We start from the raw sequence: 12,608 nt of genomic DNA, 5'->3' as shown, positions 1-12,608 counted from the left end.
GTATCACTTCAATTAAGACCCGTAGGTGCCTAGACAATATAAGAAAAGGCGCGAAAAACCTTTGCGCCGTTTTCAATGTTCGCGGGCCAACGTCTTCCTCGCTGCGAGAATTTTAATTGGAGAGTGGCCTCTTCGCATGCGTCCTCCATCAACATCCCCATAAAGAGAAATTGTAAAAATATCCAAGTCTCGATAATTGGAGACTATGAATATAACGCTTCGCCAACTCACCTATCTGCGCGCGCTCGCCCAGGCGCGCTCGTTCTCGCGCGCCGCCGAACTGGTCCATGTCAGCCAACCCGCGCTCTCGGTCCAAATCCGCGAGCTGGAGGAGCAGGTCGGTCAGCCGCTGGTCGAGCGCCGCCCGCGCGACGTGCGGCTGACGCGGGCGGGTCGGCGGGTGCTGGAGACCGCCGAGCGGGTCGCGGGCGAGTTGCGCGATCTGCAGTCCGAGGCGCGGCGCGGGCTGGGGCAGATCAATCTCGGCGTGATCCCGACCATCGCGCCCTATCTGCTGCCCGCCGCCTTGCCCGGGCTGCGCGCGCAAGGGGCGCTGCGGCTGCGCGAGGCCACGACCGAGACGCTGCTGACCGAGATAGCCGAGGGCCGCCTCGATGCTGCGATCATCGCCACCCCGGCACCGGAACTGTTCGAGGCCTCGCTGTTCGAGGATCGCTTCCTGCTGGCGGGCACGCCGGACCAGCTGACGATGGTGCGCGGCCTCAGCCCGCAGGCGATCGACCCGGATCAGTTGCTGCTTCTGGATGAGGGGCACTGCCTTGCCGATCAGGCGCTCGCGCTGTGCGGGCTGACGCGGGCGGCGCAACGCATCGACCTTGGTGCGTCGTCGCTGAGCACGCTCTGTGCGCTGGCGGGGCAGGCGATGGGGCTGACGCTGGTGCCCGAGATCGCGAGCCTGCAGGAAACGCGCGCCGTCCCGACGCTCGCGCTCAGCCGTTTCGACGAGGAGCCCGCGCGGATGGTCCGGCTGGTGCGGGCCCGCGAGGTCTCCGATGCCGAGGCATGGTTCGATCCGCTGGTGCGCGTGTTGCGAAAGGCGGGCGAGGGGCTGGTCGCGCAGGCGCGCAGACGGTTCTGACCCCCGCCGCGCGCCCCGTGGCTTAGAGCGCCGGCCCGAAACCGGGCCGGCAGTTGGTCACGCCGCCGCTTCGGCGTTGGCGTCGACCAGCCAGTTCAAGACGGTCTCGGGCGAGGACACGCCATAGGGATCTTCGCCGTGGTTGTCTTCGAGGCCGGGCTCCTCGAACCAGGCTTCGATCACGCCGTCATTGACGACGGCCGCATAGCGCCACGACCGCAGACCGAAGCCGAGATTGTCCTTGCGCACCAGCATGCCGACGCGGCGGGTGAACTCGCCCGAACCATCGGGGATCACCTGCACGTTCTCGAGGCCCTGCGCCTTGGCCCACTGGTTCATGACGAAGCTGTCATTGACCGACAGGCAATAGATCGCGTCGATGCCCTGTTCGGCGAAATCGTCGAAGCCCTTCTCGAAACCGGGCAGCTGGTAGGTCGAGCAGGTCGGCGTGAAGGCGCCGGGCAGCGCAAACAGCACCACGCGCTTGCCCGCGAAGAAATCCGCGGTGGTCTTGTCCTGCCAGCGGAACGGGTTCGGCCCCTCGATGCTTTCGTCGCGCACGCGGGTGTGGAAGGTGACGTCGGGCAGTTTCGAACCGGGAAGCATAGGGAGGTCTCCTTGATCGGTTGGGAAGGTTGCGTTTTGGAGAGAGGCCTGACTAACGGATGTCGCTTTCGGTCGCAATCGCTGACTTTGCAGATGCAGCATTCGCCGCGCGACCTTCACAAGAGGCCGTTGGCGGATGTCGGCGTTGCGAATGTTCGTCCCCGCTCTGTCCGCTTGCCACGGCCTCGGGCTGATCGCGCAGCCTCGCGCGGTGTGCAATACTGCCTTTGGGCCTGCGCATTTGCATCCGGCACGCAATCGGCTTATGTGACGATCAACCGCACTCCGAAAGGATGGATCATGCGCGATCTCAAGATGCCCGGTGAACGCCACCCCGAAAAGGCGCATCGCGCCGACAATGCTCAGCCCAAGAAACCCGACTGGATCCGCGTGAAAGCGCCGGTCTCGGAAGGCTACAAGAAGACGCGCGACATTCTGAAGACCAACAAGCTGGTCACCGTCTGCGAAGAGGCGGGCTGCCCGAATGTCGGCGAATGCTGGAGCCAGGGCCACGCCACCATGATGATCATGGGTGAAATCTGTACCCGTGGCTGTTCCTTCTGCAACGTGGCCACCGGTCGCCCCGACGCGCTCGACGTGTTCGAGCCGGGCCGCGTCGCCCACGCGGTCGAGACGCTGGGCCTGAACCACGTCGTGATCACCTCGGTCGACCGCGACGATCTGGACGATGGCGGGGCGGAGCATTTCGCACAGACGATCCGCGCGATCCGTCACCGCTCGCCCGACACCACGATCGAGATCCTGACGCCGGACTTCCTCAAATGCGAGCCCGCCGCGCTGGAGAAGGTTGTCGAGGCGCGCCCCGACGTGTTCAACCACAATCTCGAAACCGTGCCGGGCCTCTATCCCGGCGTGCGCCCCGGCGCGCGCTACTTCCACTCGCTGCGCCTGTTGCAGCGCGTGAAAGAGCTGGATCCGTCGATGTTCACCAAATCGGGCATCATGGTGGGTCTGGGTGAAGAGGCGCCGCAGGTCCGTCAGGTGATGGATGACATGCGCTCGGCCGATGTCGATTTCCTGACCATCGGGCAATATCTGCAGCCGACGCCGAAGCACCACGCGGTGATGCGTTTTGTCACGCCGGAAGAGTTCCGCGACTATGAGAAAGCGGCCTACGGCAAGGGCTTCCTGATGGTCTCCGCGACGCCGCTGACCCGCTCGAGCTATCACGCGGGCGACGACTTTGCGCGGCTGCGCGAGAACCGGCTGAAGAAGCTCGGCCTGAGCTGAGCGCGCCAGAAGCGATTTGAAAGAACCCGGCCCCGGTGGCCGGGTTTTTCATTTCGCAAGTCGGGTGAGTTTTTCTCCAAGCCGAACAGGTCGCGAAACTGCAGCGCATCGCGCGCGCCCTGTCTTGACGGTCTGCGACCTGCGGGCATCATCCGGGCCAAGTGATCCGGCGCGCCGATTGCCTGCGTAGCCCTGTCAGCCAAGCAAGAGGAGAGTGTCATGCGCCGCCTGTCGATCGCCTTTCTCGCATCAAGCTTCTGCGTGGGGCTGATGCCGGGCCTAGCCCCGGCCTCGATCTTCGGTGGCTGGACCGAGCAGCGGTTCTCGCTGTTTTCCTCGAATGACTGGGAACAATCGCCAAACGGCGTGGAGATGCGCTCGGACGGGGCGGTGTCGTTGATCTGGCGTGCGCTGCCTCAGGCAGATTGGGGCGCGCGCAAGGCCGCGTGGCAATGGTCGGTCAGCCAAAGCGTCCCGCCGACGAAGCTCGACCGAAAGGGCGGCGACGATCGCGACCTCTCGCTCTATTTCGTCTTCATGCCAGAGGCGGTCGCCCGGGCCAATCAGGGGGCGGGCATCCGCAAGCTTCTGGCGGTGAAGGAAGCGCGGGTGCTGATGTATGTCTGGGGTGGCGCGCATGGGCGCGGGGCGCTCTTGCCGTCGCCCTATCTGGGTGCGCGCGGCAAAACGGTGGTGCTGCGCCCGGCGGGCACCGGATCGCATTCCGAGAGCGTCGATCTGGCGCGCGACTATCAGCGCGCCTTCGGGGGCCAGCCGACGCAGCTCGTGGGGCTGGCGCTGTCAGGAGACAGCGACGACACCGACAGCGCGATCCGTGCCCGGATCTCGGGGCTGAAGCTGAACTGACCGCGCCACACGGCCTCCGGTGATTTCACACAAAAACACTGCCAAGACATGACTTTGTCGGTAACCTGTGGCAGCAAGACCCAAAAGGGGGGCAGGATGGCGCTCAATTTCCGACAGTCCGAAATTCTCGAGATCGCGCGCGACGAGGGCCGTGTGGTGGTCGAAGCCTTGGCCGAACGCTTCAATGTGTCAGTCCAGACGATCCGGCGCGACCTGACGGAGCTCTCCGAGGCGGGGCATCTGGAACGCGTGCATGGCGGGGCGGTGATCCGCACTGGCGTTGTGAATTTCGCCTATGAAGAGCGCCGCCGGATGAACGAGGCGGCGAAGGCGGCGATCGGGCGGGCCTGTGCGCAGGCGATCCCCGACAACAGCTCCATCGTGCTGACGCTGGGCACCACGACCGAGGCAGTCGCGCGAGAGCTTCTGCATCACCGCAACATCACCGTGGTCACGAATAACATCAATGTCGCCAATATCCTGCTGGCCAATGAGAGCTGCGATATCCTCGTCGCGGGCGGCAATCTGCGCCGCTCGGATGGCGGGCTGGTGGGTGACCTGACGGCGGATTTCATGGGCGAATTCAAAGCCGATTTCGCGGTGATCGGGACCTCCGCGCTCGATTCCGACGGCGACATGCTCGATTACGATCTCGCCGAAGTGCGCGTCAGCCGCCGGATCTTGCGGCAGGCGCGGCAGAGCTTTCTGGTGACCGACGCGTCGAAGCTGGAACGCTCCGCGCCGGTGCGGCTTGCTTCGCTCTCCGACATCGACCGGGTTTTCATCGACAAGCCCTTGCCGGATGCGCTCATGGCGCTTTGCGCGCAATGGGACACCGAGATTACCGTGGCGGGGTGAGGCTCAGCGCAGCACGCGCCGCAGCCCCGTCTGCACCCGCGTGAGTTCCGGCAGATAGGTCTCGATCAGCGTCTCCGCCGGATCGGCGCTCGCCGCCATCCCGGTATTGAGCGCGGCCACGACCCGCCCATGGATGTCGTAAAGCGGCACCGCGATGGAGCGCAGCCCAATCTCCACCTCCTGATCGATCACCGCATAGCCGTCGCGGCGCACCTGATCGATGCGCGCGAGGATTTCGCCCGGATCGGTGAGGCTATAGGCCGTGCGCGGCGTCAGGTCCGAGGCCTCCACGGCTGCGCGGGCGTCCTCCGGGGGCAGGGCGGCCAGCAACACGCGCCCCATCGAGGTACAATGCGCCGGAAGGCGCGAGCCCGGCATCAACCCGATCGACATCACCCGCCTCTGCGCCGCCCGCGCGAGATAGACGATTTCGGTGCCGTCGAGGATCGAGACCGAGCAGCTTTGCCCGATCCGATCGGTCAGCTGATCGAGCCACGGCTGCACGATCTGCGCCAGCGGCAGCGAGGCCAGCGCCCCCATCCCGAGCCGCAGAACCTTCGGCGTCAGCGTGAAGAACTTGCCGTCGTATTCCGCGTAGCCTTCCGCATTCAGCGTCAGCAGACAGCGCCGCGCCGTAGCCCGGTCGAAGCCCGTCGCCTGCGCCACCTCGGCAATCGAGAGCCGCGGCGTCTCGGCCCCGAAACATTCGATGACGCGTAGCCCCTTGGCGAAAGAGGCGATGAAATCGGTCGGTTTGTTCAACATGCGAACAGGTTTTCGCGCGATGCGAACAAATGTCAAGATGCGCACGAAATCCGTGGAAAGCCGTCCCACGCAGGTCTAAATCCAAGCCCTCAGGAGGACCGCAAATGGACAAGAGACTTTCCTCGCTGACCGAGGCCGTGGCCGATATTCAAGACGGCGCCACGGTGATGGTCGGCGGTTTCGGCGGCTCGGGCGCGCCGATCGAACTGATCCACGCCCTGATCGACCGCTATCTGGAGACCGGATCGCCCAAGGGGCTGACCGTGATCAACAACAACGCAGGCAACGGCCATGTCGGCATCGCCGCGATGATCGAGCAGGGTATGGTCAAGAAGATGATCTGCTCTTTCCCGCGCTCGGCCGATCCGACGGTGTTTACCGAACGCTATCTGGCGGGCGAGATCGAGCTGGAACTGGTGCCCCAGGGCACGCTCGCCGAACGTATCCGCGCAGGCGGCGCGGGCATTCCGGCCTTCTTCACGCCGACCTCCGTGGGCACCGATCTGGCCGAGGGCAAGCCGGTGCAGCAATTCGACGGCCGCGACTACGTGATGGAGCGCTGGCTCAAGGCCGATCACGCGCTGATCAAGGCCGAGCAGGGCGACGCTCTTGGCAACCTGACCTACCGGATGGCCGCGCGGAACTTCTCGCCGCTGATGGCGACGGCGGCAGACAAGGTCGTCGTTCAGGTGAGCAAGGCGGTCGAGCCGGGCGAGATCGACCCGGAAGTCATCGTCACCCCGGGCATCTTCGTGGATGCGATCGTCGAGGTCGCCAATCCCGCCCAGGAAGAAGAGTTGAACCGCGCCGGAGCCCATCACCCATGACCCAGAAACTGAGCAATGCACAGATCGCCTGGCGCGCCGCGCAGGACATCGAGGACGGCGCCTATGTGAACCTCGGGATCGGCTTTCCCGAGATGGTCGCGCGCTTCCAGCCTGAAGGCCGCGAGGCGATCTTCCATACGGAAAACGGCGTGTTGGGCTTCGGTCGTGCGCCCGAACCCGGTCAGGAGGACTGGGACCTCATCAATGCCGGGAAAAAGGCGATCACGCTGAAGCCCGGCACCGCGTTTTTCCACCATGCCGACAGCTTCGCAATGGTGCGCGGCGGGCATCTCGACGTGGCGATCCTCGGCGCTTATCAGGTGGCCGAAACGGGCGATCTGGCGAACTGGTCGACCGGGCCGAAAGGCGTGCCGGCCGTGGGCGGGGCGATGGACCTCGTGCATGGCGCGAAACGCGTGGCTGTCATCACCGACCACGTCACCAAGAAGGGCCAGCCGAAGCTGGTGGAAAGCTGCACCTTCCCGCTGACCGGCGTGGGCTGCGTGACCCGCGTCTATACGTCGCTCGCCGTCGTGGACGTGGTCGATAGCCGCTTCGTCCTGCGTGAAAAGCTCCCCGCGATCTCGATGGAGGAGCTGCAATCCGTCACCGGCGCGACCCTCCATGTCGAGGGCGAGGTGGGTGACCTGATCTGTCCCGAGGAGTTGGCCGATGCGTGACGTTTATATCTGCGATTATATCCGAACCCCGATCGGCCGTTTCGGCGGCGCTCTGGCACCTGTCCGCGCCGACGATCTGGGGGCGATCCCGCTGAAAGCTCTGATGGCGCGCAACACGGGCGTCGATTGGGAAGCGGTCGAAGACGTGATCTTCGGTTGCGCCAATCAGGCGGGCGAGGACAACCGCAACGTGGCGCGGATGTCGGCGCTCCTCGCGGGTCTTCCGGTGAACGTGCCGGGGACCACGATCAACCGGCTCTGCGGTTCGGGGATGGATGCGATCATTACCGCAGCCCGTGCGATCAAGGCGGGCGAGGCCGATCTGATGATCGCGGGCGGTGTCGAGAGCATGTCGCGCGCGCCCTTCGTGATGCCGAAAGCCGAGGCCGCCTTTAGCCGCGCCAATGCGGTCTATGACACGACCATCGGCTGGCGCTTCGTGAACAAGCTGATGAAAGAAGCCCATGGCGTCGACTCGATGCCCGAGACGGCGGAGAACGTGGCCGATGATTTCGGCGTGAGCCGCGAAGATCAGGACGCCTTCGCGGTCCGCTCGCAGGAGGCTGCTGCCAAGGCGATGGAAGCGGGCCGTCTGGCCGAGGAGATTACCCCGGTCACGATCCCGCAGCGCAAGGGCGATCCGCTCGTGGTCGACACTGACGAGCACCCGCGCCCCGGCACCACGCTTGAGGCGCTGGCCAAGCTGCGGCCCATCGTGCGCCCCGACGGCACGGTCACGGCGGGCAATGCATCCGGCGTGAACGATGGCGCGGCGGCGCTGATCATCGCCTCCGAGGACGCCGTGCGCAAACATGGGCTGACGCCGCTGGTGAAGATCTCGGGCGGGGCCGCGGCCGGCGTGCCGCCGCGGATCATGGGTTTCGGGCCTGCGCCTGCCAGCAAGAAGCTGATGGCGCGGCTGGGGCTGACGCAAGAAGCCTTCGACGTGATCGAGCTGAACGAGGCCTTTGCCAGCCAAGGTCTGGCCACGCTGCGCGATCTCGGCATTGCGGATGACGATGCGCGCGTGAACCCCAATGGCGGGGCGATCGCTCTGGGGCATCCTCTGGGCATGTCGGGCGCGCGGATCACCGGCACCGCGGCGCTGGAGCTGGTGCGCCGCAAGGGCCAACGGGCGCTGGCCACGATGTGCATCGGCGTGGGTCAGGGCATCGCCGTGGCGCTGGAGGCGGTGTAACCGAGACTGCGCCCGCTACGTGCCGAAGGCGCAGGGCGTGCGCCAGTCCGTCCCGGCGGGCTGGCGCATCTGCCATTCGCGCGCCGCTCGGCGAATGGAGGGGCGTGGCGGGGATTGACCGCCCAGCCCCAGGGTCGCGTGCGCCATCCCACGGACCGGCGCACACCCTTTCAGATGGAGCGCGTCTCCGCTTGAGCCGCCCCTCCGCCACTCATTGCGCAAAGGTATCGCGCCAGCGCTCCAGAAACCGCGCGGCTTTCATCGTGTCGGTCGCAACCAGCAGCGGCGGGCCCAGTGCGATGAGGCGTTGCAAGGTCAGCGTCTCGTCGCTGTCGCTGCCGCCCCCGTCATTCGCGATCGGGTCGATCAGCTTGGTCTGCGCCAGCGCCCGTTGGCCCGCAGGTGAGAGCAGAAAATCCAGCAGTTTGGCGGCGGTCGGATCTGGCTCGGGCCCCGGAAGGTAGGCCGCGCGCGAGAGCACCAGCGTGTAATCGGCGGGCGAGATGATCCCCAGATCGGGATTGTCGCGCGCCGCCTGCGCCGCGTAGGAGCCGAGGATGTTGTAGGCGATCAGGTAGCGGCCGCCCGCGACACCGTCGATGATCTCGGCCGAGCAGCAGGTCGCGACCGCGCCGGAGCGCGCAAAGGCTTCCATCAAGCCGCCGAAGGTGCTGGCCTCCTGACTGTCGAGAAAAGCGAAGAGGAACCCCAGCCCGGAATCCGCTATGTCATAGGTCGCGATCTTGCCGGTATAGGGCGATTGCGCGGGCCGCAGCAGGTCGACCAGATCGAAACGCGTGCGCGGCACGTCCTCGGGCGGAACCAGCGCGCGGTTGTAGATCATCACCGCGGGTTCGCGCGAGATGCCCCAGACCTGATCGCGCCAGCGCAGATCCTTCGGCAGTGCCGTCGTCTCGGGCGAGATCCATGTGGCGGCGCAATTGTCGTTCACCAGCTTGACCACATGTTGCACGCCCGAGCTGATCACCAGTTCGGCGCCGGGCTTGCCCTTCGCGCAATCGGCCTCGGAGATATCGTAGAGGTCGTTCGAGCCCCATTGCTCGAACCGGATCGCGAGGCCGGGCTGGGTGTCGAGAAACGCCTTGATCGCGGGGGCGAGGATATTGACGTCGGTCGTGGTGCGCAGGGTGATCTTGCGGGCGGGCCGATCTGGGCCGAAGGTGCGGACGGCCTCGGGCTCTGCGGCCAAAAGGGGGAAGCTCAGGCACAGCCAGAGCGTCAGGGACAAGAGCGTGCGGATCATGGTGCCTCCTCGGCTCGGGGCAGGGTGATCGCGATGGTGAAGCCTGCCGCATCGCTCTCCATCTCCAGCGTGCCGCCATAGGTCTCGGCCACCGATTGCGCAATGGCGAGACCCAGCCCGCTGCTCGCGCCGCGCCGCCGCGTGTCCGTGCGCCCAGGCGCGAAACGCTCGCCCAGGCGCGCGCGCAGTTCGGGGGAGGGGCCGGGCCCCGCATCGCGCACCCAGAGCCGGGCGCGCCCGTCGCGTAGCTCCGCGCCGATGGTGACGGGGGCCTCGCCATGCGCCAATGCGTTGCCGAGCAGGTTCTTAGCTGCCTCCGACAGCGAGAGCTCATCGGCCAGCACGGGCACCTCCGCCTCGGCGATCTCCAGCCGGATGTCGCTGCCCGGCGCGAGAGCCGCATGATCGCCTTCCTCGAAGATATCCAAGGCGATGTTGCGCAGATCGACCCGCTCGCGCCGCGCACTGTCGGCGCGGTGGATCACAAGCGCGCGCGACAGCATCTGATCGAGCAGGCGGCTCAGCCGCACCGTTCCGGAATGCATCTTCGCGACGATCTGGTCGCGCCGCGCCGGGTCGTCTTCCTCGGCGGCGAGGTCGGATTGCGCGCGCAGGGCGGCGACGGGTGTCCGCAACTGATGCGCGGTGTCCGAGATCAGGCTTTTCATCGTGGCGAACTGCCGGTCGAGCCGCCCCATGAACCCGTTCGTGGCCTGCACCAGCACATCGACCTCGCGCGGGACGGCGGCGCGGATCGGGGTCAGGTCCTGCGGATCGCGTTCCGAGATGCCATGAGCCAGCCGCTCCAGCGGGCGCAGCGCGCTATGCACGATGATGATCGCGAAAGCGAGCATGGCGATGCCGCCGACCGCCAGCCCGCCAAGCGCGTTGCGAGTGATGCTGAGCGCAAGCTGGGTGCGCGCCCGCAGGGTTTGCCCCACGATCACCTCCACCGTGCCGGAGAACTGGCGTTCCGCGAAACGGCGCGTGACCCGGATGTAGCGCGCGGGCTCTCCCTTGAAGCGCGCATCGTAAAGCTCCGAGTCCTGTGCCGTCGTGTTCGGGCGGGGAAGGTCCTTGTAGCCTGTGAGCACCGCGCCTTTAGGCCCGCTGACCTGATAGGCGATGCGGTCGTCGGGGGCGAGGGCCAAGAGTTCGAAGGCAGAGACCGGAAGATCGACCACCGGCGCGCCGTCGCGGATCGAGATCGAAGCGGCGATGTCATTGGCGGCCCCCACCAGCAACCGGTCGAAGGCGTCGCGGGCCGCCGTGCGCCCATAGGCGAAGGCTGCGAGCGCGAGGATCAGTCCGCCGACGATCATCAGCCCCGACAGCCCGGTCACCAGCCGCGCGGTCAGGGATCGCGTGGCGGCGAGGCCGGTGTCGTGGGAGCGCGCGCCGTCAGACATCGCCGTCGCGCGCCGCCAGACGGTAGCCGCGTCCGCGCAGGGTCTCGATCTCGACCCCGCTGCCGGTAAGCTTCTTGCGCAGCCGAGCTATATAAAGCTCGATCGCGTTGTCGCCCGGCACGGCGTCGTCGAAGGCGTAAAGCCCCTCGTGCAGCCGGTCCTTCGACATCACTTGCCCCGCATTGCGCATCAGAATTCCCAGCAGCGCGAATTCGCGGCCCGTCAGTTTCAGCGCCTGATCTCCGACCGAGGCGCTGCCCGCCGTCGCGTTGTAGCGCAGATGTCCGAGTTCGAGATCGGCGGAGCGGTCGGTCGCCTGACGTCGCCCGATCGCATGAAGTCTTGCTTCCAACTCACGGTGATCAAAGGGTTTTACGAGGTAGTCGTCCGCCCCGAGCTGGAAGGCGGAGATCTTGTCGTCGACCGAGAATTGCGCGGTCAGCATCAGCACCGGCATCATCGCGGCCTGCGCGCGCATCTCGCGCAAGAGGTCGGTGCCGCTGCCATCGGGGAGGTTGATGTCGAGGATCACCGCGTCATAGGCCTGCACCGCCAGAAAATCGCGCGCCTCCTCTACGGTGGCGGCGAGATCGCAGGCCATGCCGGACCGCGCAAGCCGACGCTGCGTGGCCTCGGCCAGTTCCTCGGCATCCTCCACTAGCAGAAGCCGCATCCATCCTCCCCGTTTCGGCTCCGAACCTGTGACAGGTTCGTGACAGGTTCAAGCGGTAAAACCCGTCCCATAGCCCGCTGCGGGAGGCAACGGGCGGACAGTGGAGGATATACCATGGCTTTTAAACTCATGCGCGCGGCGATTGCTGCCGCGGCGCTCACCGTCGCGACCGGCGCGTCGGCACAGGAATGCATCGCACCGGCGAACCCCGGCGGCGGCTGGGACTTCACTTGCCGTCAGGTCGGCAAGACCATGCAGGATCTGGGTCTGATCGACTCGACCATGCAGGTCGTGAACCTCGCCGGCGGCGGCGGTGGCGTGGCCTTCGCCGAAGTGGTGAACAAGCGCAACGACGACGATAACCTGATCGTCGCGGCCTCCTCGGCCACCGCGACCCGTCTGGCGCAGGGCGCCTATCCGGGCAACTCGATGGATCAGGTCCGGTGGGTCGGGTCGATCGGCGCGGATTACGGCGTGATCGCCGTGGCTGCCGACAGCGACATCCAGACGCTTCCGGAACTGCTCGACAAGATCAAGGCCGACCCGAACTCGGTCTCCGTCGCGGGCGGCTCGGCCGTGGGTGGCTGGGACCACCTCAAGGTTCTGATCGCGGCTGACGCTTACGGCATCGACGATGTGCGCAAGGTCAAGTACATCGCCTTCGACGGCGGCGGCGAAGCGGTGACCCAGCTTCTCGCGGGTTCGGTCCAAGCCTTTACCGGCGATCTGTCGGAAGCCAAGGGCTTCGTCGATTCCGGCGATATCCGCGTGATTGCGGTGTTGGCACCCGAGCGTCTGGACGGTGAATTCTCGAAATTCCCGACCGCGAAAGAGCAGGGCATCGATGCGATCGGCGCCAACTGGCGCGGCTTCTACGCACCGGGCGGCATGTCCGACGAAGCCTATCAGGCTTGGGTCGACAAGGTCGGCAAGCTCTACGCTTCGGACGAGTGGAAGCAGGTGATGGCGGCCAACGGTCTGGCCCCGCTCGACCTGCAGGGCGCCGAATTCGAGGCCTTCGTCGAGAAGTCGGTCCAGCAGATCCAGGACATCTCGCGCCAGATCGGCATCATCAAGTAAGCGAGACACCCATGCGCGCGGCGGGCCCAAG

The 12,608-nt window shown here is 66.1% G+C and carries 13 protein-coding genes; 8 read left to right on the top strand and 5 right to left on the bottom strand.

What is annotated here, in order from left to right:
• Window positions 1–205: 205 nt before the first annotated feature.
• A complete protein-coding gene (locus B6V73_RS08485) occupies window positions 206–1,099 on the top strand; it encodes a LysR family transcriptional regulator (protein WP_088721709.1) in 894 nt (297 codons plus the stop codon).
• Window positions 1,100–1,156: 57 nt separating this feature from the next.
• Here the strand turns inward: B6V73_RS08485 and B6V73_RS08480 are convergent, their stop codons facing one another.
• Window positions 1,157–1,705 (bottom strand): peroxiredoxin, encoded by a 549-nt coding sequence (locus B6V73_RS08480; protein WP_075774627.1) that lies wholly within the window; start codon window positions 1,703–1,705, stop codon window positions 1,157–1,159.
• Between the two features lie 300 nt (window positions 1,706–2,005).
• Between B6V73_RS08480 and lipA the strand changes: the two genes are divergently transcribed.
• The 3 genes from lipA to B6V73_RS08465 all read left to right on the top strand — a co-directional run bounded on the left by lipA (window position 2,006) and on the right by B6V73_RS08465 (window position 4,681).
• Window positions 2,006–2,956 (top strand): lipoyl synthase, encoded by a 951-nt coding sequence (gene lipA / locus B6V73_RS08475; RefSeq protein WP_075774628.1) that lies wholly within the window; start codon window positions 2,006–2,008, stop codon window positions 2,954–2,956.
• A gap of 219 nt (window positions 2,957–3,175) precedes the next feature.
• Window positions 3,176–3,823, top strand: coding sequence for a DUF3047 domain-containing protein (locus B6V73_RS08470; RefSeq protein WP_075774629.1), 648 nt, complete (start codon window positions 3,176–3,178; stop codon window positions 3,821–3,823).
• Between the two features lie 96 nt (window positions 3,824–3,919).
• Entirely contained in the window at window positions 3,920–4,681 is a 762-nt protein-coding gene (locus B6V73_RS08465; protein ID WP_075774630.1) for a DeoR/GlpR family DNA-binding transcription regulator, read from the top strand.
• Window positions 4,682–4,684: 3 nt separating this feature from the next.
• On the opposite strand, the gene B6V73_RS08460 is transcribed toward B6V73_RS08465, so the two are convergent.
• Window positions 4,685–5,446, bottom strand: a complete 762-nt coding sequence (locus tag B6V73_RS08460) for an IclR family transcriptional regulator C-terminal domain-containing protein (RefSeq protein ID WP_088725020.1) — start codon at window positions 5,444–5,446, stop codon at window positions 4,685–4,687.
• A gap of 104 nt (window positions 5,447–5,550) precedes the next feature.
• On the opposite strand from B6V73_RS08460, the gene B6V73_RS08455 reads away from it, so the two are divergent.
• From B6V73_RS08455 to pcaF, 3 genes are read left to right on the top strand one after another with little or no spacing between them, the layout of a single operon-like run.
• Complete coding sequence (locus tag B6V73_RS08455) at window positions 5,551–6,273, top strand: 3-oxoacid CoA-transferase subunit A (protein WP_075774632.1); 723 nt, start codon at window positions 5,551–5,553, stop codon at window positions 6,271–6,273.
• The gene (locus B6V73_RS08450; protein ID WP_088718810.1) at window positions 6,270–6,953 is read left to right on the top strand and encodes a CoA transferase subunit B; all 684 of its coding nucleotides are present in this window, start codon (window positions 6,270–6,272) and stop codon (window positions 6,951–6,953) included. The genes B6V73_RS08455 and B6V73_RS08450 overlap by 4 nt, the downstream gene beginning before the upstream one ends.
• Window positions 6,946–8,151: a 3-oxoadipyl-CoA thiolase gene (pcaF, locus tag B6V73_RS08445; protein WP_088725019.1), complete on the top strand. Its 1,206-nt coding sequence runs from the start codon at window positions 6,946–6,948 to the stop codon at window positions 8,149–8,151. The genes B6V73_RS08450 and pcaF overlap by 8 nt, the downstream gene beginning before the upstream one ends.
• 211 nt (window positions 8,152–8,362) lie before the next feature.
• On the opposite strand, the gene B6V73_RS08440 is transcribed toward pcaF, so the two are convergent.
• From B6V73_RS08440 to B6V73_RS08430, 3 genes are read right to left on the bottom strand one after another with little or no spacing between them, the layout of a single operon-like run.
• Window positions 8,363–9,415: an ABC transporter substrate-binding protein gene (locus B6V73_RS08440; RefSeq protein ID WP_088725018.1), complete on the bottom strand. Its 1,053-nt coding sequence runs from the start codon at window positions 9,413–9,415 to the stop codon at window positions 8,363–8,365.
• On the bottom strand, window positions 9,412–10,824 hold the full coding sequence (locus tag B6V73_RS08435; RefSeq protein ID WP_075774636.1) for a sensor histidine kinase: 1,413 nt from the start codon (window positions 10,822–10,824) through the stop codon (window positions 9,412–9,414). The genes B6V73_RS08440 and B6V73_RS08435 overlap by 4 nt, the downstream gene beginning before the upstream one ends.
• Complete coding sequence (locus B6V73_RS08430; protein WP_075774637.1) at window positions 10,817–11,497, bottom strand: response regulator transcription factor; 681 nt, start codon at window positions 11,495–11,497, stop codon at window positions 10,817–10,819. Before B6V73_RS08430 ends, B6V73_RS08435 begins: the two co-directional genes overlap by 8 nt.
• A 114-nt stretch (window positions 11,498–11,611) precedes the next feature.
• On the opposite strand from B6V73_RS08430, the gene B6V73_RS08425 reads away from it, so the two are divergent.
• Window positions 11,612–12,577, top strand: coding sequence for a tripartite tricarboxylate transporter substrate-binding protein (locus tag B6V73_RS08425; RefSeq protein ID WP_199224664.1), 966 nt, complete (start codon window positions 11,612–11,614; stop codon window positions 12,575–12,577).
• Window positions 12,578–12,608: the final 31 nt, after the last annotated feature.

Origin of the sequence: Thioclava sp. JM3, from assembly GCF_002213185.1 — a bacterium.
In the GTDB taxonomy this organism is placed as follows: Bacteria; Pseudomonadota; Alphaproteobacteria; order Rhodobacterales; family Rhodobacteraceae; genus Thioclava; species Thioclava nitratireducens.
This window is presented reverse-complemented; position numbering and strand designations above follow the sequence as displayed.